This window comes from Micrococcaceae bacterium Sec5.8 (assembly GCA_039636775.1).
GTDB lineage: Bacteria > Actinomycetota > Actinomycetes > Actinomycetales > Micrococcaceae > Arthrobacter.
Genome location: CP143429.1, coordinates 1,432,910 through 1,459,072, shown reverse-complemented (window position 1 = coordinate 1,459,072; position 26,163 = coordinate 1,432,910). Strand labels below are relative to the sequence as shown.

Sequence of the window (26,163 nt, the reverse complement as noted above, 5' to 3'; positions counted from 1 at the left end):
TGTGAGCCTGCACAGTACTCAGGCGCGACCGGCTTTGCCCTCATTTTATGACTAGATGTAGCGGAATAACAAGCCTGTAATTACTACATGTAGTGGTGTGCTGCCTGGGCGAACCGAACGGTGACCGCTTCGCCGTGCGCAGGCAGATCCTCGGCCCCTGACAGGCTGACGATGTGCCCGCTGACCTCCGCCAAGGCGGCCCGGGAGTAGTTAATGACCTGAATGGCGCGCAGGAAGGTGGTCACGTTCAGTCCTGAGGAAAATGCCGCGGTGCCACTGGTGGGCAGCACGTGGTTGGACCCGGCGCAATAATCCCCGAGGCTGACGGGGCTGTAGTCCCCTACAAAGATCGCCCCGGCGCTGCGGATCCGGGCCGCGACCGCCGCCGCGTCCGCCGTCATGATCTCCAGGTGCTCGGCGGCGTAGGCGTTGCACGCTGCGACGCACTGGTCAAGATTGTCCACGAGGACGACGCCGGACTGCGGACCGGAAAGGGCCTCACGGACCCGCAGGCCGTGCTTCGTTGCCGCCGCCTGGCGGCCCAGTTCAGCCCGGACGGCCGCGACGAGGTCCTCCGAGTCCGTAATCAGCACCGACGCGGCCTTGGGGTCGTGCTCAGCCTGGCTGATGAGGTCCGCCGCGACCAGGACCGGCCGTGCCGTAGCATCCGCCAGAATCGCGATCTCCGTGGTGCCGGCCTCGGAATCGATACCCACCACGCCTTTGACGAGGCGCTTTGCCGTGGCGACAAAGACGTTGCCGGGGCCGGTGACAACATCCACGGGATCCAGCCCTGCCAGCCCGTCCGTCGCGGGAATGCCGTAGGCAAAGGCCGCGATGGCCTGGGCGCCGCCAATCGCGTAGACCTCCTCGATGCCGAGCAGGCACGCTGCGGCGAGGATGGTGGGGTGCGGGAGACCGCCGAAGCCCTTTTGCGGAGGAGACGCCAGCGCGATGGACTGGACTCCGGCTGCGAGGGCCGGGACAACGTTCATGATGACGGAGGAGGGATACACGGCCAGGCCGCCGGGAACGTAGAGGCCCACCCGCGCCACGGGCACCCATTTCTGGCTCACCACCGCCCCTTCGCCGAGTTCGACATCGGCGTCGGCCGGGCGCTGGGCGTCGGCAAAGCGACGGGCCCGTTTGATCGATTCCTCCAAGGCAGCCCGCACGGCGGGATCCAGGCCTGCCAGGGCAGCCGTCAACGCCTCCGCCGGCACCCGGGGATGCGCCTGTTCCACGCCGTCAAACGTCAGGGCCAGCTCACTGAGCGCCTCGAAGCCGCGCGCACGGACGGCCTCGATGATGGTCAAAACCTTCGCCTCGGCATCAGCCAGGGTGCCGGCCTTCGCCCGGGGTACCGCGGCGCGGAGACCGGCGAGGCTCAGCCGCTGGCCGCGGAGGTCGACGGTGCGGAAGTTGAGGTCGGCGGCCGGGGGCGCAGTGGCGGCGGGCACGGAGCTGTCAGCTGAAAGGGTCACTTATCCATTTTACGTGCCGCCCCGGCAGGTTCTGCGCCCGGGGCCTGATATGCCGGCGTGGTGAAGATGGTGCTCAGGAAAATGGCCAGGGCGGTGGCGGCGGGCCAGATGGCGAGGACGGCCAGGGACCGCAGGGAAAAGGCGATGCTGGCGTTGGCTGAGGTGTCACCGGGCAATCCCCACCACAGGCCGCACACCACGCCTGTCCCCCAGGCGGCCACTGCGCCGAGGGCTGCTGCTGCCACGGCCCGAAGGACGGCGCGCCCGTCGGGCCCGTTGTGCCTCGTTCCGGACGCGGCCGCCCCGGATATGCAGCCGGCCAGGAGGAACAGCCCCGCCAGTACAAGGTCCCGCGGCAGCCACCCTTCGGTGTTGGCGCCGCTGCGCAGTTCCGGATTACCGGAGAGCAGATTCAGTCCCGACGGTGCGAGAATCCACCACAGCAGTCCCACCGGGATACCGGCAGCGGCCATGACCGCCGCCTTGCGCCAGGTCACGGGGCGGCCGGCGGGCTCCCGCGGCGCCGGACCCGAAGCAGCGCCCGTCAGGGTCCCGGGAACCGGGAAGGGTGCAGGGATCCCGTCCGGGGCCTGCGCTGGGTCCAGGGGAAGCTGGCCGTTGACTGCGGGGCGTGTCATGGAACAAACCTTAACAAGCTTTCCGCCGGCCGGACACATGAGCGCGCGTTCTTGTGTGACGTTCCTCATGACGGCGCCGGGTAAACAAAGTTCCGCAGCCCCTCGCCGGAGCAATACGCTGACAGGGTAGGTTCAACACACACGTGCAGCAGGGAGTGGGAACGCAGTGGCCACAGAGGACCAAGCCTTTGAAGGAACTTTCAGGGAGATGTTCCGCCGGCATGCCGCGGGCGTGGCCATTATCACCGCCGATCTCAACGGGGTCCCCTTCGGCTTCACCGCGACCTCCGTGGCTTCTCTCTCAGCCAAGCCGCCCCGGTTCACGTTCAACATGGCCCGCACTTCCAGATCCTGGCCCGCCGTGGCCAACGCCACCTACATCGGGGTGCACATGCTGGGCTTGGAGAACCAGGCGCTGGCAGACCGTTTCGCCCGGGGCAGCGACCGCTTCGAGGGCAATCACTGGGAGCCCGGACCCCACGGAGTGCCGATCCTGAAGGACGTCGCCGGCTGGCTGATCGGCAAGGTCCAGATGCGGCTTTCCTTTGAAAACAACGCGGTCGTGGTGGTGGAAGTCGTGGAGGGTGAAGTAGGTTCCGTCGGCGCTCCCTTGCTCTACCACTCCGGCGCCTACGGCCAGCCGGCACCGCTCGACTACGAGATCTAAGCTGCTCCGGCCATTTCGACGGTTCCGTGCCGGCCAGACGCTTACGGGCATCGAGCGGGCAGGGAACCGTCGAAACGGCGGGCGAAGCAGGGCGGGCGGCTAGCTGTCCAGGCAGGTCGGACCGAGGAGGACCTTCAGGTCTCCAAACAGCGACGGGCTCGGGTTGACCCGCAGGTGCACGGGAAGGCCCATCACTTCCACCCGGACATCGCCCTGCAGGTGGAGCCGTACCTCGGATTTTCCGCGGTGCGTCCTGAGGACATCACCGAGTTCGGTCACGACGGCTTCGGTGGCCTTATGCGTTGCCATGGTAATGACCAGCGGACCGTGGAGGCCCTCGCTGAGGTCCGGGACGGAGAGTTCCATGCAGTTCAGCGCGACGGCGCCATCGTCGCGGCGCTGGAGCCGGCCCTTGACGACGACGATCAGGTCCTCCGCGAGCACCGAAGCGATGGGGCCGTAGACCTGGCCGAAGAACATCACCTCCACGGAACCACCCAGATCCTCAATTTCGGCGCGGGCATACGCGTTGCCGCTGGCCTTCGCGATCCGCCGGCTCAGAGAGGTGATCATCCCGGCGATCGTGACGATGGCGCCGTCGTGCGGGCCGTCCTCGGCGATGAGCGAGGTAATGGATTGGTCGGCATGCTGGCTGAGGACCCCCTCGAGTCCCTGCAGCGGGTGGTCCGAGACGTACAGGCCGAGCATGTCCCGTTCGAAGGACAGCTTGTCCTTCTTCTCCCACTCGGGGAGGTCCGGAATCTCGATGCTGAGGGACGCCTCGGATTCGGCCTCGTCAAAACCGGCGAAGAGATCGAACTGTCCGATCGCCTCGTTGCGCTTGAGCGTGATAACGGAGTCGATCGCCTCTTCATGGATCATGGCCAAGGCACGCCGGTGGTGGTTCAGCGAGTCGAAAGCTCCGGCCTTGATCAGCGATTCAATGGTGCGCTTGTTGCAGACCACCGCGGGTACCTTCATGAGGTAGTCCTTGAAGGACGTGTAGGCGCCTTCCTTTTCGCGTGCCGTGACCATGGCATCGACGACGTTGACACCGACGTTGCGGATGGCACCCATGCCGAAGCGGATGTCGTTGCCCACAGGCGTGAAGTTCAGCGCGGACTCATTGACGTCCGGCGGCAGCACCGTGATGCCCATGCGCCGGCATTCATTGAGGTAGATCGCCGACTTGTCCTTGTCGTCGCCGACACTGGTCAGCAGGGCTGCCATGTACTCCGGGGCGTAGTGGGCTTTGAGGTACGCGGTCCAGTAGGAGATCACGCCGTACGCGGCGGAGTGGGCCTTGTTGAAGGCGTAGTCGGAGAAGGGCAGCAGGATGTCCCAGAGCGTCTTGACGGCGGCCATGGAGTAGCCGTTGTCCTGCATGCCCTGGGAGAAGCCGGCGAACTGCTTGTCAAGCTCTGATTTCTTCTTCTTGCCCATGGCGCGGCGCAGGATGTCGGCCTGGCCCAGGGTGTAGCCGGCGAGTTTCTGCGCCACCGCCATCACCTGCTCCTGGTACACAATCAGGCCGTAGGTGCCGCCGAGGATTTCGGCGAGCGGTTCTTCCAGTTCCGGGTGGATCGGGATGACGTCCTGGATCTTGTTCTTGCGCAGGGCGTAGTCGGTGTGCGCGTTGGCGCCCATGGGGCCCGGCCGGTAGAGGGCCAGCACGGCGGAGATGTCTTCGAAGTTGTCAGGCTTCATGAGCTTAAGCAGGGAACGCATCGGCCCGCCGTCGAGCTGGAACACCCCCAGGGTGTCACCGCGGGCGAGCAGCTCGTAGGAGGCGACGTCGTCCAGGGCGAGGGACTCAAGGTCGAGGTCGATCCCGCGGTTCATCGTGATATTTTCCAGGGCGTCGGAAATGATCGTCAGGTTCCGCAGGCCCAGGAAGTCCATTTTGATCAGGCCCAGGCCCTCGGACGTCGGGTAATCGAACTGCGTGATGACCTGGCCGTCCTGGAAACGGCGCATGACCGGGATGACGTCGATGATCGGGTCCGAGGACATGATGACGCCGGCGGCGTGGACTCCCCACTGGCGTTTCAAGCCCTCGATGCCGAGAGCCGTTTCAAAGACCTTGGCGGCTTCCGGGTCCGTGGCAATCAGCTGCCGGAAGTCACCGGCTTCGCTGTAGCGCTTGGAGTCCTTGTTCTGGATGTCCGCGAGCGGGATGTCCTTGGCCATCACGGCCGGTGGCAGCGCCTTGGTCAGCTGTTCGCCCATGCTGAACGGGTAGCCGAGCACCCGCGAGGAGTCCTTGAGCGCCTGCTTGGTCTTGATGGTGCCGTAGGTGACAATCATCGCGACGCGTTCGTCACCATATTTGCGCGTCACATAGTCGATCACTTCGGAGCGGCGCCGGTCATCGAAGTCGACGTCGAAGTCGGGCATGGAGACACGGTCCGGGTTCAGGAAGCGCTCAAAGATCAGGCCGTGGTGCAGCGGGTCAAGGTCGGTGATGCGCATGGCGTAGGCCACCATGGAACCTGCGCCGGAACCGCGTCCGGGGCCAACCCTGATGCCGTTGTTCTTGGCCCAGTTGATGAAGTCGGCCACCACCAGGAAGTAGCCCGGGAACCCCATGGAGGTGATGACGCCGAGTTCGTAGTCGGCCTGGGTGCGCACCTTGTCCGGAATGCCCTGGGGGTAGCGGTACTGCAGTCCCTTATCCACTTCCTTGACCAGCCAGGACGTTTCGTCCTCTCCTTCGGGGCAGGGGAACCGGGGCATGTAGTTGGCGCCGGTATTGAAGGAGACTTCGCAGCGCTCGGCGATGAGGAGGGTGTTGTCGCAGGCTTCCGGGTGGTCACGGAACAGCTCGCGCATTTCCTGCGGTGATTTGAGGTAGTACCCGCTGCCGGAAAAAGCGAAGCGCGAGCCGCCATTGTCATACGTCGGCTCCAGCAGGGTCGAACCGGACTGGATGGCCAGCAGGGCCTCATGCGCCTTCGCGTCGTGCTCGTGCGTGTAGTGGAGGTCGTTGGTGGCCACGAGCGGAAGGTTCAGTTCCTTGGCCAGGCGCAGGAGGTCCCCCGTGACGCGCCGCTCGATGTCCAGGCCATGGTCCATGAGTTCACAAAAGTAGTTTTCCGCACCGAAGATGTCACGGAACTCGGCGGCCGCCTCGACGGCTTCCCGGTACTGTCCGAGCCGGAGCCTCGTCTGCACCTCGCCGGACGGGCAGCCTGTGGTGGCGATCAGGCCTTCCGAGTACGTGTTCAGCAACTCGCGGTCCAGCCGGGGCCACTTGCCAAAGACTGAGTCCAGGGAGGCGATGGAGGAGGCGCGGAAGAGGTTGCGCATGCCCACGTTGTTGTAGCTCAGCAGCGTCATGTGGGTGTACGCGCCACCGCCGGAGATGTCGTCCTTGCGCTGGTTCTCCTCGCCCCAGCGGACACGGGTTTTATCCGCCCGGGCGGTCCCGGGGGTCACGTACGCTTCGACGCCGATGATCGGTTTGATGCCCTGGTCCGTGGCCCGCTTCCAGAAGTCGAAGGCGCCGAACAGGTAGCCGTGGTCGGTCGTGGCGAGGGCCGGCATGCCCAGCCGCTCGGTTTCGTCGAAGAGCTCACCGAGCCGGGCGGCGCCGTCCAGCATCGAGTACTCGGTGTGGTTGTGGAGATGGACAAACGAGTCGTTGCTGGAAGTCACCGATCCATTCTAGTGCCGGGCACCGGCATTTTCATGCGGCACTCCGGCGGACAGCGGACGGGTGGGCCGGCCCGTGAACTTCGGAGCGGTCAGGCCTGCCCGGACTCCAGGACTTCCAGCGCGTAGCGCAGGTCCTGCGGATAGTCGCTGGTCACCGTGACCTGCTCCCCCGTCCCGGGGTGTTCAAAGGACAGCTGACGGGCGTGCAGCCACTGCCGGGTCAATCCCAGGGTGGCGGCAAGCCGCGGGTCCGCGCCGTAGGTGAGGTCACCGGCGCAGGGGTGGCGCAACGCCGAGAAATGCACGCGGATCTGGTGGGTGCGGCCGGTTTCGAGGTGGACTTCCACGAGTGAGGCTTTGCCGAACGCCTCAAGAACCTCGTAGTGGGTGATGGAGTCCCTCCCGTCCTCGATCACGGCAAAGCGCCAGTCATGGCCGGGGTGGCGGCCGATGGGCGCGTCAATGGTGCCGGCCAGCGGATCCGGGAGGCCCTGGACGACGGCGTGGTAGACCTTGTCCACGGTGCGCTCCTTGAAGGCGCGCTTGAGTGCGGTGTAGGCACGTTCCGTTTTGGCGACCACCATTACCCCGGAGGTGCCGACGTCAAGCCGGTGGACAATGCCGGCGCGCTCCGCCGAGCCTGACGTGGAGATCCGGTAGCCCAGGCCTGCGAGGCCACCGACGACGGTGGGCCCCACCCAGCCCGGCGAGGGATGGGCGGCAACACCGACGGGTTTGTCGATGACGACGAACTCGTCATCGTCCAGCAGGATGTTCAGGCCTTCCACGACTTCCTCCACGATTTCCAGGGGGTCCCGGCGTCCCGGGACGACGACGTCCAAAACGGCGCCGGGGGTAAGCTTGAGCGATTTTCCGACGGCCTTGGTCTTGCTGGTGACGTTGCCTTCGGCGATGAGCGCGGCGGCCTGCGAGCGGGAGATCTCCATCAGTGCGGCCAGGCCGGCGTCCACCCGGGTGCCCGCGAGTTCGTCCGGAACCACGAAGCGGTAGGACACCGTCGCGGTGGTTTCCGGCCCGGTCTCGTCACTGATTCCGTCGCTGGCCTCGTCGGGGTCTTCGGGAAGGATATCGTCGGGCCTGCCGCGTCCGGGGGCCCCGTGCTCAGGAGTCATGTTTCACTGTGTCCTTGGTCAAGTGTGAGCCGTCCAGGGCGGTTCCGCGCAGCGTCAGCAGGCAGATAATCACCACTGAGCTCACGACGGCGGAGTCCGCAATGTTGAATATTGCAAAATTGGGGAGCTGGATGAAGTCCACGACGTGGCCCATCGCGAACGAGGGGTCGCGGAAAAGCCGGTCCGTGAGATTGCCCAGGGCGCCGCCGAGCAGCAAACCGAGGGCCAGCGCCCACCAGAGGGATCCGAGCTTCCGCAGCTGCAACAGGATGGCGACCGAGACGGCAGCCATGATGATGGTGAAGACCCAGGTGACGTTTTCGCCGATGGAGAAGGCGGCACCGGAGTTGCGGATGTAATACCAGTGCAGCAGCGGGGGGAGGACGGGAATCCTTTCGCCCTCAATCATGGTGCTGGTGACCCAGAGTTTGGTCAGCTGGTCAAAGAGGTAGGCGAACAACGCCAGGCCGAAGAAAACGGAAAGCAGCAGTGCCCGCCGCGGGCGTGTCCCGTTGGAAGCTGTGCGGCCGGACCCTGCGGGTGATGACTCTGCAGGCGGCATGGCGTCAGGTGATGGTGCGTCAGTCATAAGGCTTTCGTTCACGAGCCAGTGCGGAGACTGGGAACCGGGAGCTTTGGCAACGGCCGCGGACGGTTCCGGCGGTTAATGCCAAAGCCGGCAGCCGAGGAATCCTCAGCCACCGGCCTTCAGAATACTTGGTAAAAGCCTAGCTGGTGGCTTCCACCTCAGGGGCGGCCACGGAGCCGCGGGCGTCCAGGTCACGCAGCTGGCCTTCGATGTAAGCCTTCAGGCGTGAACGGTAGTCCCGTTCGAAGCCGCGCAGCTGCTCCACCTTGCGTTCCAGGACGGAGCGCTGCTGCTCAAGGGCGCCAAGGATCTTGCGTGACTTCTCCTGGGCATCATTGACCAGGCTGCTTGACTCGATCTGCGCGTCGGCGATGATTTTGTCGCGTTTCTGCTCACCGTCGGCGACGTGCTTGTCGTGCATTTGCTGGGCCATGGCCAGCAGGCCCGCGGCGGACTCGGCCGCAGGGCTGGAGGCGGCCGGTGCCGGGGCAACTGCCTGCCCGGCGTCCTTCTTGGTGGCAGCTTCAGCGGCTTCGCTGGCCGCGGCAGCCTCGGTGGTCTTGACGTTGGCGTCCGCCTTCGGGCGGTCTTCCTTGCCGGCCTTGACGGGTGCGGGAACCTTCTCCACGACTGGAGCCGCGGCGGTGGAACTGGCAGGCGTGCCGGCGCCGGATTCGGCGAGCTTCTTGCGCAGCTCGTCGTTCTCCTGGTTCAGGCGCCGCAGTTCGACGACGATTTCGTCCAGGAAGTCATCAACTTCGTCCTGGTCGTAGCCTTCGCGGAACTTGGTCGGCTGAAAGCGCTTGTTGACAACGTCTTCTGGCGTCAAAGCCATCTGGTCACCTCGTTGGTCTAGTTCGTCAGGAGGCCTTCCGGCCGTCAAAACTACGGTACCTAAATATGGACTGGTTCCTCTAATTCAACACCGCAGTGTCAAACCGGAGGATAAATCGTTTGGGGCGCGAATCCCGGTCCGCCGTAGCTACGCAGCCAGCGGCTGAGAGTACACCAGGTATTTGGCCACCGACATGGCAATGCTGACGGCGATGAACAGCAGCAGGAAGCCGAGGTCCAGGGACACCCCGCCCAGCCGCAGCGGCGGAATGAGCCGCCTGAGCAGTTTGAGTGGCTTGTCCGTGACCGTATACACGGCGTGTGCCGCTACGAGGGCCACCCCGCGGGGCCGCCAGCTTCGCGCGAACATCTGCACCCAGTCGAAGACAAGCCGGATGATGAGGGCAACCAGGAACACCAGCAGTGCTATATAGACAAGTCCGAATACAATTCCCATGAGCTAACCCATATCTCCATGACTATTCCGGAAACCGCAGTGTCCTCTTGATAGTTACGCCTCTATTTCAACACGGAAATCTCAGCAAGGATGCCAGGCAGGGTGTCCCTGCCTGGCATCCGTGGTGATCATTCGTGGCTAGCTCTGGTTGAAGAAGCTCGCCTGCGTCTCGCTGACTTTCTTGTCATCTCCGATGACCTCGACGTACGACGGCGAGAGCAAGAAGACTTTGTTCGTGACGCGCTCGATGCTGCCGCGGAGTCCAAAGACCAACCCGGCGGAGAAGTCCACGAGCCGCTTCGCGTCCGATTCGCCCATATCGGTGACGTTCATGATGACGGGGATGCCCTCACGGAAGCTTTCACCGATGAGCTTGGCGTCGTTGTAGGACCGCGGGTGGATCGTGGTGATCTGCCGGAGCCCGGTGTGCTCTTCGCGGCTCGACGCCGCTCGCTTGATGGGTGTCACAGGTGCGCGATATTCCTCTTCAGCGGCGTAGGGCTCTTCCCTGGTGGCCTCGCGGACCGGTGCCGGTGCACGGCGTTCCTCGCGGTCATGCTCCATGGATTCGTCCTCATCCTTGTGCGATGTTGGGTGCTCGGACGCGTAGTGTTCATCGCCATCAGCGAGCCCAAGATAGATCATTGTCTTGCGCAGAGCGCCGGCCATGGTCGACTCCTAATCGTGTCCGTCAGCGGGCCGATCAGTGACTAAGCAGCCTTGGAATTCCCGCTATTACCTTCCAATACGTCGAACCTACCGCAACGCCGGACGCGGACCGAGAATATCGGAGCCGACGCGAAGGTGTGTCGCCCCAAACCGGACAGCCTGCTCCAGATCCTGGCTCATTCCTGCCGAGATGGCGGCAGCCTGGGGGTGGGCATCGGTGAGCCGGGCGGACAACTCCGCGAGCTTTTCAAAGGCCTGCGCCGGATCCGCGCCGAGGGGGGCCACTGCCATCACACCGGCGAGCCGGAGACCGTCCGCTGCAGCCACCTGCTCGGCCAAGGCCGGAACGTCCGCGGCCAGGGCACCTCCGCGCCGTCCGGTCGCATCCTTGTCCAAGTTCACCTGAATGAAGCACTCCAGTGGCGCCCGCCCGGTCCGGTCCTGCTCGGCGGCCATGGCCTTGGCCAGGGCAGCAGCCAGCTGAGGCCGGTCGACGGAGTGCACGGCGTGGGCGTAGCCGGCCACAGACTTGGCTTTGTTGGACTGCAGTTGTCCTATGAAGTGCCAGCGGAGCCGCAGACTGCGCAGCGCGTCGGCTTTCGCGGCGGCTTCCTGGTCCCGGTTTTCGCCGGCATCCGTGATCCCAAGCGCCGCGAGCCGGCGGATGTCCTCCGCCGGATGAAACTTCGTAACCACAATCAGCTGGGGGGGCTGCGCCTGGCGGCCTGCTGCCTCGACGGCGTCCCCAATCCGCTGCATGACCGCCGCGAGCCGCTCCCGCAGCTGTTCCAGCCGGGCATCAGGCTGGGTGTCGTCCACGGCGTTCACTGCTGTGCCGCCCCGGCGTCAGCCCAGACGAGCCCGGCGAATCTGCCAGTACACGGGTCCCGGCGATAGGAGAAGAGGCCGGGGTCCTCCACGGTGCAGTGGCCGGAGTACTCGACCACGACGCCGGCGGCCTGCAGTTGGCTGCGGACAGCCGCCGGCAGGTCCAGGCCCGGAGTTCCCCTGGCGGTGGTGCACCGGGCCGCGGGTACGACGGCAGCGACGTCGTCGCGCATGTCGGCGGGAACTTCGTAACACTGCCCGCAAACGGACGGGCCGATCCAGGCAGCGATCGCGGATGCGCCGAGCTCCTGCATGCGGGCAACGGCCGCAGGGACGACGGCGGACGCGACGCCCGGGCGCCCTGCGTGCACGACGGCCAGGACCGGGCCCTCCCCGCGCGGCCTGTCCCCTATCAGGACAAGGGGCACGCAGTCGGCCACCATCACGGCGAGGGGCTCCCCAAGGGACACCAAGGCATCCGCCGTCGGCACGTCGGCAGCCCGGGCTTCAGCCGGCACGGCAGTCCCGATGACTGCCACGGAGTTGCCGTGGACCTGGTTCATGTAGTGGAACCGCCGGTCGCCGAAATCCAGCGCCAGTTCAATATCGCGGCGCCGGGCCCTCACCTCCGCTGGATCGTCACCGACATGGAGCGCCAGGTTGCCGGCCGCCGCGTCCGTGAAGGCCACCCGGATTCCGGGCCTTACCTCCGCCTGCCACGAAAACACTCAGAACACCGCCCACTGTTGATTCCAGAACTTCGATCTTATGAGAAAAGCACCATGGCACTGCCATCAGGCAGTGCCATGGTGCTTTCGGACCCTACTTCAGGAAGTCGGGGACATCCAGGTCATCGGAGCGGCGGCCGGACAGGTCCGGCTCCACAACCGAGGGAAGGTCGACGTCGAAGCCGGCGTCGGCCGGGACAGCGGACGGCCGCTGCTGGCCCCAGCCGCCGTAACCGGAAGCACCGACTGTGGCGTGCAGGGGCTGCACCTGGGCCGAGGACGGAGCCTTGGCCGGGGCCGGAGCTGCTGCCGGCACCGCGGGTCGCTGCGGTGCCGACTGCGGCAGCGACTGGTCCATGGAGGGTGAGGTGGCCTTGACGTCATCGAAGCCGGCCGCGATGACCGTCACGCGGGCCTCGTCACCGAGAGCGTCGTCGATGACTGCACCGAAGATGATATTGGCTTCCGGGTGGGCGACTTCCTGGACCAGCCGGGCGGCCTCGTTGATCTCGAAGAGGCCGAGGTCCGAGCCGCCCTGAATGGACAGCAGGACGCCGTGCGCGCCGTCAATGGATGCTTCAAGCAGCGGGGAGGCAATGGCCAGTTCGGCGGCCTTGACCGCGCGGTCCTCACCGCGGGCAGAACCGATGCCCATCAATGCCGAGCCTGCGCCCTGCATGACCGACTTGACGTCGGCGAAGTCGAGGTTGATCAGGCCGGGGGTGGTGATGAGGTCGGTGATGCCTTGGACACCGGACAACAGGACCTGGTCCGCGGACCGGAACGCGTCAAGAACAGACACGTTGCGGTCGCTGATGGAGAGCAGACGGTCGTTCGGAATGACGATGAGCGTGTCGACCTCGTCGCGGAGGGCGTCGATTCCGGCTTCAGCGGAGCCCGCGCGGCGGCGGCCCTCGAAGGTGAAGGGGCGGGTGACGACGCCGATGGTCAGCGCGCCGAGCGACCGGGCGATCCGGGCGACGACCGGGGCGCCGCCAGTGCCGGTGCCACCGCCTTCACCGGCTGTGACAAAGACCATGTCAGCGCCGCGGATGACCTCTTCGATTTCCTCTGCGTGGTCCTCGGCTGCCTGACGGCCGACGTCCGGGTTCGCGCCGGCCCCCAGGCCGCGCGTCAGCTCACGCCCAATGTCGAGCTTGACGTCGGCATCACTCATCAACAATGCCTGCGCATCGGTGTTGACTGCGATGAATTCGACGCCGCGAAGACCGACTTCGATCATGCGGTTGACTGCGTTCACGCCACCGCCGCCGATGCCGACGACCTTGATGACGGCCAAGTAGTTCTGCGGAGCTGCCACGTTACGTGTCCCTTGTTCGTGTTCTATTGCGAAAACTGATGGAGTCGTACTTGAAGCTTTGAACCTTAACCTTCGACTTGAGGGTTATAGTTATGTCAAGTAACTCATGCGTCGACGCTATTTCCTATGCAGCCGACATTCAATAACCGGCCCCGCGTGTCGCCGTAATACCGCGAAAATCGCTCCTCGCGGAGGGCCCGGGCGCCACTCTGCGGCGCCCCGGACCCTTCATCAAGTGAGGGCTTACTATCGCGTGACCGGATGCCGGGGCACGCTGATGTCGTAAATCCGGACCGGATTCTTTGGATCCGCGGGGGCCTTCAGCAGGGCCTGCAGCACCCTGGCCTTGAGCTCTTTCTCCCCCGCATTGCCCCACACTATCCTCTGGCCGTCCACGAGCTTGAGTTCCACGGCATCGACAGACGAAGCGGAGGCGCTGGCGAGCCGGGAGAGAACTTCCGCGGGCAACGCGCCCAGGACCTCCGTGACAGCACGGAACAACTCCTTGGGCAGGGTGCCGTTCCCGCCGTCAATGACCGGAAGGCGGGTCGACGCCGGGTCGGCGGCGTCGCTGAGCCTCACACCGTCGACGTCGACCATCTGGTACGTCTGGCCCTGCTTGACCAGCGCCACCGGCACCCGCTCGGTCACCTTGACCTGCAGCGTCGAGGGCGGGCGGGCTTCGGTGGTGACTTCCTTGACCTGAACGAGGGGCTGCAGAAGAGCAGTCACGTCGTCGTCGCTGATCTGCGGCAAAGGCTTGCCCTGCAGCGGCGCGAGCGCCGTTTTTATCTGGTCGGGCGTCAGCATTTTGGTGCCTTCCACGGAGACCGTGGTCAGCGCCAGGACAGGCGAATAAACGGCCGCCACAAGAAGTCCCGCGATGAGGACCGCAAGTGCGGCGAGGGTTCCCAACACGAGGCGCCTGCGCCGTTTGGCCCTGGGTTCGGGAAAGGACAGCACGTTGCCCTGCGATGACGGCTTTCCCGCGGCGTTGCCGGTCCCCGCGCTGTCCTTGGACGCCGTAATGACGTCGGCTGATGCCGTACTACTGCCCGTCGACGGCGCCTTGCGCCCTGCCGGCAGATAGCCGGGCCTGCGGGTGCTAGGCATCGGGAGCGCCGCCGTTCAGGGCTGCGCCATTCAGGTCTGCGCCATTCAGGGCTGCGCCATTCAGGGCTGCGCCGTTCGGGGCGGCGGCGTTCAGGGCTGCGACAATCAGCGGCCCGTAGGCCGTGACATCACCTGCGCCGACCGTGAGCACTATGTCACCCGGGGCTGCGGCGGACACGACGGACTGCACAGCCTCAATCCCCGGGCCCACGAGGCGTCCGCCGGCACCAAGGTGCGCGGCGATCAGTTGGCTGGTTACGCCCGGAATCGGATCCTCACGGGCCGGATAGATATCCAGGACGAGGGCGGAGTCGGCGGCGTTGAGGGCGTCGGCGAATTCTGCTGCGAATTCCCGGGTCCGGGAAAACAGGTGCGGCTGGAAGAGGACATGCAGCTTATGGCCCCCGGCCACCGACCGCGCTGCGGCCAGGGCGGCCCGCACTTCGGTGGGGTGGTGGGCGTAGTCGTCGTAGACCCGGACACCGCTGCCTTCGCCCTTATATTCAAAGCGCCGGGACGCGCCCGTGAAGTGGGCCAGCGCACCGGCGGCAACGCCGGGATCCACGCCGAGTTCCAGGGCGACGGCGAAGGCCGCCGCCGCGTTGAGGGCGTTATGGCGTCCGGGGACGTGCAGCTCGAGCGGGAAGCGTCCCTCGGGCGTGCGGATGAAGACGCCCCCCGGGCCGCCGTCGTGCAGGACGAGATCGGCGTCAGCGCCGGTGCCGTAGAGCACCACCCGGGTGTTGCCCCGCTCCAGAGTCCGCCGGGCGAGTGCGCTGGCTCCGGCGTCGTCCGCGCAGGCCACCAGCACCCCGTCGGCCGGGAGCAGGGCCGTGAAGCGGTCGAAAGAGGCGTAGACGGCCTCGGCCGTCCCGTAGTAGTCAAGGTGATCCGGTTCAACGTTGGTCACGACGGCGATCTGCGGACGGTAGTTCAGGAAGGAGCCGTCGGACTCGTCGGCTTCGGCGACGAAGATCGGGGTGGTGCCGCTCGCGGCGTTGACCCCCAGCGCCGGGACGTTTGCGCCGATGGCGAAGGACGGGTCCAGGCCGGCGCCCTGCAGGAGGACGGTAATCATTGACGTCGTGGTGGACTTGCCGTGGGTGCCCGCGACGGTGACGGCGGTGTCCGCAGCCATGGCGGCTGCCAGCGCCTCGGAGCGGTGCAGCACCGGGAGTCCGGCGCTGTGGGCGGCGGCCACCTCGGGATTATCCGCACGGATGGCCGAGCCGGCGACGACACTTTGTGCGTCACCGAGGTTCACGGCGTCGTAGCCGACGCAGATCCTGGCCCCCGCTGCGGCGAGGTCGGCCATGACCGGTAAATCCTTGGCATCCGAGCCGCTGACCGGCAGGCCACGGGCCACCAGGACGCGGGCCACGGCGGACATTCCGACTCCCCCGATGCCGATGAAGTGGACGCGGCCCAGTGACTCACCGGTGCGGGTGGTCAGGGATTCGGTGTGGTGGTCGGGCTGGGTCATTTCCGTTACCGCTTCCTGCTGTGGTGCTTGGAGGACTTTGCCGCCGGCGAGCCTGCGCCTGCGGCAGCAGCGGCGTCCAGGACAAGATCTGCCATCCGCCGGTCGGCGTCCCGGATGCCGAGTTTTTCGGCGCTGGCCGCCATGCGTGCGAGCCGGTCGGGGTCCTGCAGCAAGGGGATGAGATGGCCGCTGATCCAGTCGGGGGACAGTGTACTGTCCGGCACCAGCAGGGCGCCGCCTGCCTCGACGAGGCCCGCGGCATTGAGCGCCTGCTCGCCATTGCCGATCGGCAGCGGCACGAAGACCGCGGGCAGGCCGACGGCGGCGACCTCGCAGACTGTGGCTGCGCCCGAGCGTGCCAGCAGGACATCGGCTGCGGCGTACACGGCTTCCATGCCGTCGACGTAGTCGCGCTGGACGTAACCGGGGGCCGTCAGGAGCTTGCCGCCGGCGTCGTGCACTGCCTTGCCGCGGCCGGTGATATGCAGGGTCTGGATGCCCGCCTCGGCGAGGACGTGCACAGACGCCGCAATAGTGCGGTTGATGCTCTGAGCTCCCGACGAGCCGCCGGTGACGATCAGGGCCGGGCGGTCCGGGTCGAGGCCAAGGGCTTCCCGGGCCGCTGTCCGGGCCGCTGTCCGGTCAAGGCCGGAGATTTCTTTGCGCATCGGCATGCCGACGTGGCGGGCGGCGCCCAGTTTTGTTGCTGCGAACGCCACCGCAACGTGGCCGCCGAGCCGGGCGCCCACACGGTTTGCCAGCCCCGGGCGGGTGTTCGCCTCGTGGATGACAATGGGAATCTTGCGGCGCCAGGCCGCGACGTACATGGGGGTGCAGACGTAGCCCCCAACTCCGACCAGTACGTCAGCCTCTGCCTTATCGAGGATGGCGCCGGCCTGTTTCACGGCGCCGGCGAGCCGGCCGGGCAACCGCAGCATGTCCGGGGAGGGCCGGCGCGGGAAGGGCACCCGGTTGACCGTGGCGAGGTCCAGCCCGGCGGCCGGGACCAGGCGGGCTTCCATCCCGCCCGGGGAGCCCACGGCCAGGAGCCGGACGTCGGGGCGGACTTCCCGGAGGGCGCCGGCGATGGCCAGGAGGGGGCTGATGTGCCCGGCAGTTCCGCCGCCGGCAAGGACGACGGACAGTGACGACTCGGTATTCATGGAAACCTATTTACGCTTTCGTGCGGGGTTGGCGGGGGCTGGCCTTCGGGTGCCGGCCCCCGGTGAGGCCGAGCGGTTGCCGGGTGTGGTGGTCGCCGGGGCCGCCTTCGGGGCCGCATCCCGGGCGGCGCCCCGGCTGGCGTTCGGGGCCGCTTTCGGGGCCGCATCCCGGGCAGTGCCTCCGGCCGTTCTTGGGGGCGCGCTACGTTCCGTGGTCCGGGCGACGCCGTGGGCTGCACTCCGGGCCGCGGTCCGCTTCCGCAAAGATGTTGCCAGCCCGGCTGGCCCGAACCTGAACAGGCGGTCCGGCTGGAGCCCGGGATCCATTTGGGCCCGGGCGAGGGACAGGACCACGCCGATCGCGCACAAGGACATGAGCAGCGCCGAGCCGCCGTAGGAAATAAACGGCAGCGGAATTCCCACCACGGGGGCCAAACCGGTGACCACCGCCATATTGACGGTCGCCTGACCGAGGAGCCAGACCATGATGGTACCGGCCAGGACACGGTGGAACATGTCTTTCTGGGCCACCACGACGCGGTAGATTGCGGTGCCGAGGATGGCGAAAAGGACGAGCACCACGAGGGTTCCGACGAGCCCGAGTTCTTCGCCGATGATGGCGAAGATGAAGTCGTTGTGGGCTTCGGGAATCCAGCTGTACTTCTGCCTGCTCTGGCCCAGGCCCACGCCGAACCAGCCGCCGGAGGCTAGTCCGTACAGGCCGTTGGTGGACTGGTAGTTTACGTCGGAGCCGTCAGCGCAGGTCTGTCCGGTCCAGGACAGGATTCGGCAGATGCGGTTGGGGCTGGTGATGGCCAGCACCACGGTACCGGCGGCGAGGACGACGCCGGCGAGTCCGAAGAGGTAGAGCCGAACGCCGGCGAAGAACAGGGCGGCCGCGGTGATCATCATGACGATCATGGCGGTGCCGAGGTCATTGCCCATGAGAATAAGCCCGATCACTCCGGCGGCGCCAGGGAGGACGACCGGCACCAGCGCGTGCTTCGCCTGCGACAGCAAGTTTGCTTTACGCTCCAGAACAGTCGCCATCCACAAGGCCAGCGCAAGTTTGGCTGCCTCGGAGGGCTGGAATGTGAAGGGGCCGACGTCGATCCAGTTCTGGTTGCCGAGGGCGCTGCGGCCCACAAGCAGTACCAGCCCGAGCAGCACGAACGCCACGACGATGGCGATCCAGGCCCCGCGCTTGAGCCAGACCACGTTCACCCGTGAGAGCAGGAACATGGCAAAGAGACCGATTCCGGCGAACAATCCCTGCTTCAGGGCAGCCGAGTAAGGCGACTCCCCTGCCGCGATCGCCTCAACACTGGAGGCGGAGAGCACCATGAGGATGCCGATCGCCGTGAGCGCCAAGGTGGATCCCAGGATCAGGTAGTAGGTGGAGCCGTTGCGCGACTTTCCGGAACCTTCCAGGGCGGACCAAAAACCTCGGTACCAGCCCCGGATGCTGCGACCGGCCGATTGCAGGCTGGTGCGCGGCCGCCCGAGCGGCGCCTTGGCCACGGGTCGCTGTTGGGCGGCCGATGCGGCCGCGGGGGTACGTGTGGGCGTGCTGACCATTGTTACTCCTCGGTGGTCTGAGCCTGCCCTTCCACGAGCTCGCGGACAGCTTCGATGAAGGCGTCGCCACGGTGAGCGTAGGAAGAGAACTGATCCATGGATGCAGCCGCCGGGGCCAAAAGCACAGTGTCACCGGAGGCAGCCAACTGCGCTGCCAACGCAACGGCCTGGGCCATCACAGTCGCACCGGGAATCGGCGGGGGCGCTGCTACGGCGTCGGCCGTTCCGGCAGTCTGCACCACTTCAGTTTCGCCCTTCCCCGCTCCGATCACGGGGACATCCGGCGCGTGTCGCTGCAGAGCGGAGCGGAGATCCCCGGAGTCCGCGCCGATCAGGACCACAGCCTTAAGCCGGCCGGCATTTTCCTGGATCAGCGGCCCGTAATTGACACCTTTGGACAGCCCTCCGGCGATCCAGACAACGTTGGTAAACGCGGACAGCGCTGCAGCCGCGGCATGCGGATTGGTGGCCTTCGAGTCATTGACCCACAGAACGCCGTTGTGGCGGGCGACCGGCTGGATCCGGTGGTCCCCCGGCAGGTAGTCCAGCAGTCCCTTGCGGACGGCGGCCGGCTCGACGCCGTACGCGCGCACCAGGGCTGCGGCGGCGAGGGCGTTGGCCACCATGTGGCGCGGAGCGACGGCGCCGAGGTCGGAAACGGAGGCAAGTTCGGCGGCGCTGTCCTTGCGCTCGGCGATGAAAGCGCGGTCCACCAGCAGTCCTTCGACGACGCCGAGCATACTTACCGCCGGTGTGAGCGTGGTGAACGCCACGGCACGGCAGCCGTCGACGACGTCGGCGTCCTCCACCATGCGTTCGGTTTCGATCTGCTCGGCGTTGTAGATGCAGGCCTTTTGGGTGTGTTCGTAAACCTTGGCCTTGTCCGCCAGGTAGGAGGCGTAGGAGCCGTGCCAGTCGACGTGGTCCTCGGCGACATTCAGGCAGACGCTTGCCACCGGCGAAACCGAGTGGCTCCAGTGCAGCTGGAAGCTGGAGAGTTCAACGGCGAAGACGTCGTAGTCCACCGGATCGCGCAGGGCGTCCAGGATTGGCGTGCCCACATTGCCTACGGCGATGGCTTTCAGTCCTGCCGCCTGCAGCATCGACTCGGTCAGACCAACGGTGGTGGTCTTGCCATTGGTGCCGGTGATGGTGAGCCAGTCGGCGGTTTTGCGTCCCTGGCGTTTCCGCAGCCGCCAAGCAAGTTCGACGTCGCCCCAGACCGGGATGTGCGCCCGGGCGGCGGCAGCGAGCAGGGCCTGGTCAGGCCGCCAGCCCGGTGACGTAACGACCAGGTCCGGCAGCGCACCGTCGATTTTGGGCACGGTATCCACAGCGTCCTCACCCAGCAGGACATCGACAGCGCCGACGATCCGCAGGGTGTCCGCCTGGGCGTGCGCCTTGGCACCGGTGGCGGCATCCACCACCACCACCCGGGCACCAAGTTCGATCAGCGTGTCCGCGGCAGCGAAACCGGAGATCCCGATGCCGGTGACGACCACCCGGAGTCCGGCCCAGCCGGAGTCCCAGCTGGTCAGGTTCTCGACCCGGGCTGAGGTGGTCAGGGGTTCAGGAATCGGACCGCTCACAGGAGTACCACCCATTCGGCGTAGAAGACGCCCAGCCCGGCGGCGACGAAGAGTCCGCAGAGGATCCAGAACCGGACGACGACGGTGACCTCGGCCCAGCCCTTGAGTTCGAAGTGGTGCTGGAGCGGGGCCATTTTGAAGAACCGTTTGCCCTTGGTGATTTTGAAGTAGCCCACCTGGATAATCACCGAGAGGGTGATCAGGACGAAGAGGCCACCGATGAAGGCCAGCAAGAGCTCGGTCCGGGACAGGATGGCGAAACCGGCGACGGCGCCGCCAATGGCCAACGACCCGGTGTCCCCCATGAAGATCTTGGCCGGTGAGGTGTTCCACCACAGGAAGCCGACCAAGGCCGCGCTGAGGATGGCGGCAAGCAGGGCAAGGTCCAGCGGGTCCCGGACGCTGTAGCAGCCGGCGCCGGCCTGCCTGGGTGAGCCGCAGGCCTGGTTGCTCTGCCAGATTCCCATCAGCGTGTACGCGCCGAAGACCATAACGGACGCACCGGCAGCGAGTCCGTCGAGGCCGTCAGTGAGGTTCACGCCGTTCGTGGCGGCCGTGATGATCAGGTTTGACCACAAGACGAAGAGGATGGCGCCGACCACAGTGCCGGCGAAGGCCAGGTTCAGCCAGGGGATGTCGCGGACCAGGGAGATCTGGTAGGACGCGGGGGTGAGGTCGTTTTCGTCCGGGAACTGCAGGGCAAGCACCGCGAAGATGATGCCCACGGCAGCCTGCAGGAGGAGCTTGGCTTTGGCATTCAGGCCCAGGCTTCGCTGCTTGGAGATCTTGATGAAATCGTCCAGGAATCCCACCAGGCCCATGCCGACCATCAGGAACAGCAACAGGAGGGCCGACGCTGAGGGGCCTGGCGAGTCAGGGTTGATCAGCCACATGACGAAGTGGGTGATGCCGTAGCTGGCCAGGACCGCGAGAACCACGACGGTGCCGCCCATGGTGGGGGTGCCGCGCTTGGTGTGGTGCGAGGTGGGGCCGTCATCCCGGATGAATTGCCCGTAGCTCTTCCGGACCAGGTAGCGAATAAAGAGCGGGGTGCCCAGGAAGGCGAACAACAGGGCCAGTCCGGCGCCCATCAGCAGTGCAATCACAGCAGCGCACTCCCTTCAGTGGCGGTTCCGGCAGTGGGGCCGGCACCAGGTCCGGCCGCGCCGGTGTCGGGTCCGGCAGTAGTTCCGGGGGTTTGTGGGGGCAATGCTATCCGATCACCCAAATGACGCAGTCCAATGCTGTTGGAAGACTTGAACAGCACCAGGTCACCGGGCAGCAGCTCGTCCTGCAACAACTCGTACGCTTCCTCCGCGGTTTCCGCGAAGACGCACTCGTTGCCCCAGGACCCTTCGTTGACGGCGGAGACGTAGAGCGACCGGGCCTCGCGTCCGACGACGACGAGCCGGGAAATATTCAGCCGGACCACCTGCGTGCCGACGATCATGTGCTCCCGGATGGAATCCGGGCCGAGCTCCAGCATCGCTCCGAGCACAGCCCACGTCCGGCGGCCCCGGCCGAGGTCCGCAAGGGTGCGGAGAGCGGCGCGCATGGACTCCGGGTTGGCGTTGTACGCGTCGTTGATGATCGTGACGCCGTCGGCCCGCTCGGTGCGCTCCATGCGCCAGCGACTGGCGGCCGTCTGGGCGGTGAGGGAGGCGGCGATCCGGTCCGCGGGGACGCCGGCCGCGTGCGCTGCCGCTGCCGCTGCCAGCAAATTGGCGGTGTGGTGGGCGCCGATCAGCTTGGCTGCGACGTGGTGCGCTGCGCTGTCACCGGGCAGGAACATGTCAAATTCGGGGCAGCCGCCGGCCGTGAGCTCCACGCTGTCGGCGCGGACCAGCTCTGCACCGGCTGGTTGGGGCGGGCCGCCGTGGGACGGCTGGGCGGTGTAGCCAAGGATGCCGGCCCGGGTGCGGGCAGCCATTGCAGCGACACGGGCGTCGTCAAGGTTCAGGACGGCGGTGCCGCTGGCCGCAAGGGCTTCGACGAGCTCGCCCTTGGCCCGGGCGATGTTCTCGACGCCGCCAAACTCGCCGGCATGGGCGGTGCCGACGCCGAGAACCACTCCAATGTCGGGGCGGACCATCGCGGCGAGGTAGCTGATGTGGCCCACTCCTGTGGCGCCCATTTCGATCACGAGGTACCGGGTGTCCAGCCCGGCGTGGAAAACGGTCAGCGGCACCCCGACTTCGCCGTTGTAGGAACCCTGCGGTGCGACAGTCATGCCCTCCGCGCCGAGGATCCCGGCCAGCAGGTCCTTGGTGGTGGTTTTCCCGGCGGACCCGGTGATGCCGATCACGGTCAGCGGCTCACCGTTGGCGGCGCGGCTGGTGCGGATCCGCCGGACGGCTTCCGCAGCGAGGGCGCCCATCGCCAGGACCGAGTCCTGGACCACGACGGCGGGAAAGGTGCCCCCGGCGCCGTCGGCAACTTCGTGTTCGACCAGTGCCAGCATGGCGCCGCGTTCGAAAGCCGCGGCCACGAAGTCGTGCCCGTCGGCCCTCTCCCCGGGCTTGGCCACGTAGAGGGACCCCGGGGAGGCTGCACGGGAGTCGGTCACCACCGAGCCGGGTGTAATGTCCGGTGCGGCGGCCAGCCGGCCGTTGGTTATGTCGGCGATTTCCGCCGCGGTAAATGCAATCATCTCGGTTTAGGACTCTATCCGCTGGTCTTCGAGAACGGTGAATCCCCGGGCTGTCAAGGCGGAGCGGAGCTCCACCCTGTCGTCGAGGGCGAGGTTGACGCCCTTGACTTCCTGCCAAATTTCGTGGCCCCGCCCTGCGACAAGGATGGTGTCGGCCGGACCCGCAATCTCCGCGGCTTTCCGGATGGCTGCGGCGCGGGGGAAGACCTCAAGGATGGTGCAGTCCAGCCCCTCGCGTTCTTTGGCCTCCACCGCCCCGGCCAAGACGTCGGCGCGGATTCCTGCGGCGTCCTCGTCGTGCGGGTCATCGTCGCTGACGAGAACCGTGTCGGCCAGGCGTGCTGCGATGGCACCCATGGCGGGCCGTTTGCTCTGGTCCCGCTGTCCCGTGGCGCCGAAGACGACGATCACCCGGGACCCGGGCACCGGCGAGCGGACGGCTTCGAGTGCGCGGGCCAGGGCATCCGGGTTATGGGCAAAATCAACCACTGCTGCGGGCGCCGTCGATACGAGCTGCATGCGGCCGGGGACGGCGACGGTGAAGGGGTCGGCCGCGTCGAGCGCGGACTGGACTGTGGCGGCATCCTGGCCGCCGGCGAGCACCATAACCGTCGCAAGCGCCGCGTTGGCGACGTTGAAGCTTCCGGGCAGGCCGGTATGGACGCGCAGGGCCGTGCCGTCCCGGTGCCGGAGGGTGAAGTTCGTCCCGAGTCCGCGCGGGGCCGGCTCAAGCACCACCCAGTCGGCTGCTGCGGGGGTCTCCCGCGATGGGCTGGAGGGCTGTGTGGCCAGCGTGGTGACCGGGACACCCGCGGCCGCGGCGAGCCTGACGCCCCAGTCGTCGTCGACCGTCACGACGGCGGAGCGCGCCCGCCCGGGCGTGAACAGCTGCGCCTTGGTCTGGAAGTACTCCTCCATGCTCCCGTGCAGGTCCAGGTGGTCCTGGGTCAGGTTGGTAAACCCGGCGACGTCGAACTCGACGCCGTCGACGCGGTGGAACGCGACCGCATGCGAGGAGACCTCCATCGAAGCGGCGTCGAGGCCGCGTTCACGCATCAGCGCCAGGAGGGCGTGGACATCGGTGGACTCCGGCGTCGTAAGGAGGCTGGGTATCGGCTCGCCGCCGGCCAGGATTTCGATGGTGCCGATCAGTCCCGTCTTCTTGCCGAGGGCCTGCAACAGGGCGTTGAGGAAGTAGGTGGTGGTGGTCTTGCCGTTGGTGCCGGTCACGCCGTAAAGAGCCGGCGACGCTGCATCGACGGGCCTGCTGCGGTAGATCAGGGCGGACAGCCCGCCGACCAGGTTGCGGGGCTCCTCGGCCAGCAGCACGGGGACGGCCATGTCGTGCGAGAAGGCCAGCAGGCGTGCACCGGCGTCGTCCGTCAGCACGGCGGCGGCTCCGGCCGCCACAGCCTGGGAGACAAAGTCGGCCCCGTGCCGGCTGGCGCCGGGAAGTGCGACGTACAGGTCGCCGGGCTGCACGGTGCGGGAGTTGAGCGAAATCCCGGTGACCGGTACCGAGCCGGAGGCTCCGGGAACCACGACGCCGATCGACGCCCCGATGGTGGCCAACGGAACTGCAGCGACCGCTGTGGGCCGGAAGCCCGGGGCTGAACCTTGACCGGCCGGCTCGGCGGAGGTGCCGGGGGCATTCTGATCTGACAAGTGGATCTCCATTGGTGGTGCTGGTGGATCTGGCGTTGCGCGCGGAGGAAGGCTCCGGCCCACTGGCCCAGTTTCCCGCTGCAGGTTCGCGGACGTGCGGGGTGGTGCTATTTCTTGGCGTATTGCGGCAGCCGGGCGGGCGTACCGGTGGACGGCGGGACGTTGTAAGTCCGCAGTGCCTGGCTCATGACCGACCGGAAGACCGGTCCGTTCGAGATTCCGTAGATATCGCCCTTGGGCCGTTGCAGGACCACTTCAACAATAAACCGCGGATCATCCATCGGCGCCATCCCCACCATGGACGCCGTGAAGCCGCAGAAGCCGGCGGTCCCGTCATCGCAGGGAGATTGCGACGTGCCCGTTTTTGCTCCGACCCGGTAGCCGTCGAGTCCTGCTTCCTTGATCTGGCCTTCGGTGACGGCGCTCTCCAGGATGTCCCGCACCTGCCGGGCGGTGTCCGGGGAAACAATTGTCCGCGGATCCTGCACAGGTGCTTTTTCCTCGGTGCCGTCCGGATTGACGTAACTGTCGATCAACCTCGGCTGGAGCATCACACCGTTGTTGGCGATGCTCTGGAATGCCCGGACAGTCTGCAGCGTCGACTGCGAGACGCCCTGGCCGAACAAAACGGTGTACTCCTGGCGGCCGTCCCATTGCTCGTAGGGGGTCAGGATGCCCTGGGCCTGCGCCGGAAGGCCGACGTCCGGAGCTTCCCCGATGCCGAACTTCTTCAACCAGTTGTAGCGCTGCTCTTTGCTGAGCCGTTGCCCGGCCATGACGGTACCGGTGTTCATGGACCAGCCGAGGATGCCGGCGAGGGTCCGGTCCTCGGTGCCATGGGTGAAGGCGTCATTGAACGTCTGGCCATCGACGGTGTAGGAGGGCGGAATGGTGAACTTGTCCAGCGGGCTGGACAGTCCCTCCTCGATCAGGGCGGAAGCTGTGATCATCTTTTCCACCGACCCGGGCTCGTAGGCGGCGGTCACTGCGCGGACACCGCGGTCCTTGGCATCGACTTTGCCAGGGTCGTTGGGGTCCGGTGCGTTGGTGTCCGCCATGGCGACGATGTTGCCGGTCTTGATGTCCTGGACGATCACGACGCCCCACTCGGCGCTGAGCTTGTCCCGCTGGCTCTGGATCGCTTGTTGGGCAAAGTACTGGAGGTCGGAGTTCAGGGTGAGTTTGACGTCCTTGCCGTCCACGGCCGGAGTCAGCTGGTCTACCCCGACCGGGATGCGCAGGCCGTCGGCACCGATCTCGAACAGCCGTTTGCCCGGGGTGCCCTTGAGGATCTCGTCCTGGGTCTGCTCCAACCCCGCCTGGCCGGTGGTGCCGTCCTTCAGGAATCCGACAATTCCGCCGGCCACCGAGCCGTTGGGGTACACCCGTTTGCTGGTGCCTTCGGTGACGACGCCGGGGATTTGGAGCTTGGAGATCCGGTCCTCGACGTCAGGCTTGAGGTCCTTCGCCACGATGTAATAGCGCTGGTCCCCGGTCAGGGCGGTCTTGACGGCGTCTTCGTCCATGCCCAGAACGTCGGCCAGCTCCGAGATGCCCTGGTCGCGGGAGATCTTGACGAGCTCTTCTTTGCCGTCCACCGGCTCCAGCCGGCGGAACGACTCGGTTTTGGTGTTGACTGTCTGGTCAACAACCAGGTTGTAGCGGATGACGCTGCTGGCCAGGATGTTTCCGTTGGAGTCAAGGATGCTGCCGCGCTCAGCGGGCAGTTCAATGGGAGTCAGTCTGTTCTGGAGCGCGGCCTCGGCCATGCCCCCTGCGTCCAGGCCCTGGACCATGAAGAGTTTTCCGCCGACGACGAGCAGGAGCGTCAGCATGACGCCGAGCCCCAGCCGCAGGCGCCGCGTCGCGCTCGGCGCTTTCGTCTTGACGGCCTTGCCGGTCTTCTGCGCCACGATA

20 protein-coding genes and 1 pseudogene are annotated in these 26,163 nt (G+C 66.5%); 1 reads left to right on the top strand and 20 read right to left on the bottom strand.

Annotation, left to right across the window (positions count from 1 at the left end):
• Nucleotides 1–83: 83 nt before the first annotated feature.
• Nucleotides 84–1,484 carry a histidinol dehydrogenase gene (gene hisD / locus VUN84_06670; protein ID XAS65330.1) on the bottom strand — a complete coding sequence of 467 codons (1,401 nt, stop codon included), beginning with the start codon at nucleotides 1,482–1,484 and terminating at the stop codon, nucleotides 84–86.
• Nucleotides 1,481–2,122 carry a hypothetical protein gene (locus VUN84_06665; protein ID XAS65329.1) on the bottom strand — a complete coding sequence of 214 codons (642 nt, stop codon included), beginning with the start codon at nucleotides 2,120–2,122 and terminating at the stop codon, nucleotides 1,481–1,483. The genes hisD and VUN84_06665 overlap by 4 nt, the downstream gene beginning before the upstream one ends.
• Nucleotides 2,123–2,330: 208 nt before the next feature.
• Between VUN84_06665 and VUN84_06660 the strand changes: the two genes are divergently transcribed.
• Complete coding sequence (locus VUN84_06660; protein XAS65328.1) at nucleotides 2,331–2,789, top strand: flavin reductase family protein; 459 nt, start codon at nucleotides 2,331–2,333, stop codon at nucleotides 2,787–2,789.
• Nucleotides 2,790–2,888: 99 nt separating this feature from the next.
• Here the strand turns inward: VUN84_06660 and dnaE are convergent, their stop codons facing one another.
• The 18 genes and pseudogenes from dnaE to VUN84_06570 all read right to left on the bottom strand — a co-directional run bounded on the left by dnaE (nucleotide 2,889) and on the right by VUN84_06570 (nucleotide 26,159).
• Nucleotides 2,889–6,446 carry a DNA polymerase III subunit alpha gene (gene dnaE / locus VUN84_06655; protein XAS65327.1) on the bottom strand — a complete coding sequence of 1,186 codons (3,558 nt, stop codon included), beginning with the start codon at nucleotides 6,444–6,446 and terminating at the stop codon, nucleotides 2,889–2,891.
• Between the two features lie 89 nt (nucleotides 6,447–6,535).
• On the bottom strand, nucleotides 6,536–7,462 hold the full coding sequence (locus tag VUN84_06650; protein ID XAS65784.1) for an RluA family pseudouridine synthase: 927 nt from the start codon (nucleotides 7,460–7,462) through the stop codon (nucleotides 6,536–6,538).
• 106 nt (nucleotides 7,463–7,568) lie between these two features.
• Entirely contained in the window at nucleotides 7,569–8,141 is a 573-nt protein-coding gene (lspA, locus tag VUN84_06645) for a signal peptidase II (GenBank protein XAS65783.1), read from the bottom strand.
• 166 nt (nucleotides 8,142–8,307) lie between these two features.
• Complete coding sequence (locus tag VUN84_06640) at nucleotides 8,308–9,003, bottom strand: DivIVA domain-containing protein (GenBank protein XAS65326.1); 696 nt, start codon at nucleotides 9,001–9,003, stop codon at nucleotides 8,308–8,310.
• A 147-nt stretch (nucleotides 9,004–9,150) separates the two neighbouring features.
• Nucleotides 9,151–9,459, bottom strand: coding sequence for a YggT family protein (locus tag VUN84_06635; protein XAS65325.1), 309 nt, complete (start codon nucleotides 9,457–9,459; stop codon nucleotides 9,151–9,153).
• 138 nt (nucleotides 9,460–9,597) lie between these two features.
• On the bottom strand, nucleotides 9,598–10,128 hold the full coding sequence (gene sepF / locus VUN84_06630; GenBank protein XAS65324.1) for a cell division protein SepF: 531 nt from the start codon (nucleotides 10,126–10,128) through the stop codon (nucleotides 9,598–9,600).
• An 87-nt stretch (nucleotides 10,129–10,215) separates the two neighbouring features.
• Nucleotides 10,216–10,947, bottom strand: coding sequence for a YggS family pyridoxal phosphate-dependent enzyme (locus VUN84_06625; GenBank protein XAS65323.1), 732 nt, complete (start codon nucleotides 10,945–10,947; stop codon nucleotides 10,216–10,218).
• Nucleotides 10,948–10,952: 5 nt separating this feature from the next.
• The gene (locus tag VUN84_06620) at nucleotides 10,953–11,684 is read right to left on the bottom strand and encodes a polyphenol oxidase family protein (protein ID XAS65322.1); all 732 of its coding nucleotides are present in this window, start codon (nucleotides 11,682–11,684) and stop codon (nucleotides 10,953–10,955) included.
• Nucleotides 11,685–11,778: 94 nt separating this feature from the next.
• Nucleotides 11,779–13,005 (bottom strand): cell division protein FtsZ, encoded by a 1,227-nt coding sequence (gene ftsZ, locus VUN84_06615; GenBank protein XAS65321.1) that lies wholly within the window; start codon nucleotides 13,003–13,005, stop codon nucleotides 11,779–11,781.
• A 246-nt stretch (nucleotides 13,006–13,251) separates the two neighbouring features.
• Nucleotides 13,252–14,118, bottom strand: a complete 867-nt coding sequence (locus tag VUN84_06610; protein ID XAS65320.1) for a cell division protein FtsQ/DivIB — start codon at nucleotides 14,116–14,118, stop codon at nucleotides 13,252–13,254.
• Nucleotides 14,111–15,601 carry a UDP-N-acetylmuramate--L-alanine ligase gene (gene murC / locus VUN84_06605; GenBank protein ID XAS65319.1) on the bottom strand — a complete coding sequence of 497 codons (1,491 nt, stop codon included), beginning with the start codon at nucleotides 15,599–15,601 and terminating at the stop codon, nucleotides 14,111–14,113. The genes VUN84_06610 and murC overlap by 8 nt, the downstream gene beginning before the upstream one ends.
• 5 nt (nucleotides 15,602–15,606) lie before the next feature.
• On the bottom strand, nucleotides 15,607–16,764 hold the full coding sequence (gene murG, locus VUN84_06600; protein XAS65318.1) for an undecaprenyldiphospho-muramoylpentapeptide beta-N-acetylglucosaminyltransferase: 1,158 nt from the start codon (nucleotides 16,762–16,764) through the stop codon (nucleotides 15,607–15,609).
• Between the two features lie 297 nt (nucleotides 16,765–17,061).
• A pseudogene (ftsW, locus tag VUN84_06595) lies at nucleotides 17,062–18,342 on the bottom strand (putative lipid II flippase FtsW).
• 2 nt (nucleotides 18,343–18,344) lie between these two features.
• On the bottom strand, nucleotides 18,345–19,946 hold the full coding sequence (gene murD, locus VUN84_06590; protein XAS65317.1) for a UDP-N-acetylmuramoyl-L-alanine--D-glutamate ligase: 1,602 nt from the start codon (nucleotides 19,944–19,946) through the stop codon (nucleotides 18,345–18,347).
• Nucleotides 19,928–21,037, bottom strand: a complete 1,110-nt coding sequence (gene mraY / locus VUN84_06585; GenBank protein XAS65316.1) for a phospho-N-acetylmuramoyl-pentapeptide-transferase — start codon at nucleotides 21,035–21,037, stop codon at nucleotides 19,928–19,930. Before mraY ends, murD begins: the two co-directional genes overlap by 19 nt.
• Entirely contained in the window at nucleotides 21,034–22,581 is a 1,548-nt protein-coding gene (gene murF / locus VUN84_06580; GenBank protein XAS65315.1) for a UDP-N-acetylmuramoyl-tripeptide--D-alanyl-D-alanine ligase, read from the bottom strand. Before murF ends, mraY begins: the two co-directional genes overlap by 4 nt.
• A gap of 6 nt (nucleotides 22,582–22,587) precedes the next feature.
• Nucleotides 22,588–24,258: a UDP-N-acetylmuramoyl-L-alanyl-D-glutamate--2,6-diaminopimelate ligase gene (locus tag VUN84_06575; protein XAS65314.1), complete on the bottom strand. Its 1,671-nt coding sequence runs from the start codon at nucleotides 24,256–24,258 to the stop codon at nucleotides 22,588–22,590.
• A gap of 95 nt (nucleotides 24,259–24,353) precedes the next feature.
• The gene (locus tag VUN84_06570) at nucleotides 24,354–26,159 is read right to left on the bottom strand and encodes a penicillin-binding protein 2 (protein XAS65313.1); all 1,806 of its coding nucleotides are present in this window, start codon (nucleotides 26,157–26,159) and stop codon (nucleotides 24,354–24,356) included.
• Between the last annotated feature and the right edge of the window lie 4 nt (nucleotides 26,160–26,163).

Coding starts and splice junctions, on each gene's coding strand:
- VUN84_06665 (XAS65329.1), bottom strand. CDS start 2,122: ATGACACGCCCCGCAGTCAACGGCCAGCTTCCCCTGGACCCAGCGCAG.
- VUN84_06660 (XAS65328.1), top strand. CDS start 2,331: ATGTTCCGCCGGCATGCCGCGGGCGTGGCCATTATCACCGCCGATCTC.
- lspA (XAS65783.1), bottom strand. CDS start 8,141: ATGCCGCCTGCAGAGTCATCACCCGCAGGGTCCGGCCGCACAGCTTCC.
- VUN84_06640 (XAS65326.1), bottom strand. CDS start 9,003: ATGGCTTTGACGCCAGAAGACGTTGTCAACAAGCGCTTTCAGCCGACC.
- VUN84_06635 (XAS65325.1), bottom strand. CDS start 9,459: ATGGGAATTGTATTCGGACTTGTCTATATAGCACTGCTGGTGTTCCTG.
- sepF (XAS65324.1), bottom strand. CDS start 10,128: ATGGCCGGCGCTCTGCGCAAGACAATGATCTATCTTGGGCTCGCTGAT.
- VUN84_06610 (XAS65320.1), bottom strand. CDS start 14,118: ATGCCTAGCACCCGCAGGCCCGGCTATCTGCCGGCAGGGCGCAAGGCG.
- murC (XAS65319.1), bottom strand. CDS start 15,601: ATGACCCAGCCCGACCACCACACCGAATCCCTGACCACCCGCACCGGT.
- murG (XAS65318.1), bottom strand. CDS start 16,764: ATGAATACCGAGTCGTCACTGTCCGTCGTCCTTGCCGGCGGCGGAACT.
- murD (XAS65317.1), bottom strand. CDS start 19,946: ATGGGTGGTACTCCTGTGAGCGGTCCGATTCCTGAACCCCTGACCACC.
- murF (XAS65315.1), bottom strand. CDS start 22,581: ATGATTGCATTTACCGCGGCGGAAATCGCCGACATAACCAACGGCCGG.
- VUN84_06575 (XAS65314.1), bottom strand. CDS start 24,258: ATGGAGATCCACTTGTCAGATCAGAATGCCCCCGGCACCTCCGCCGAG.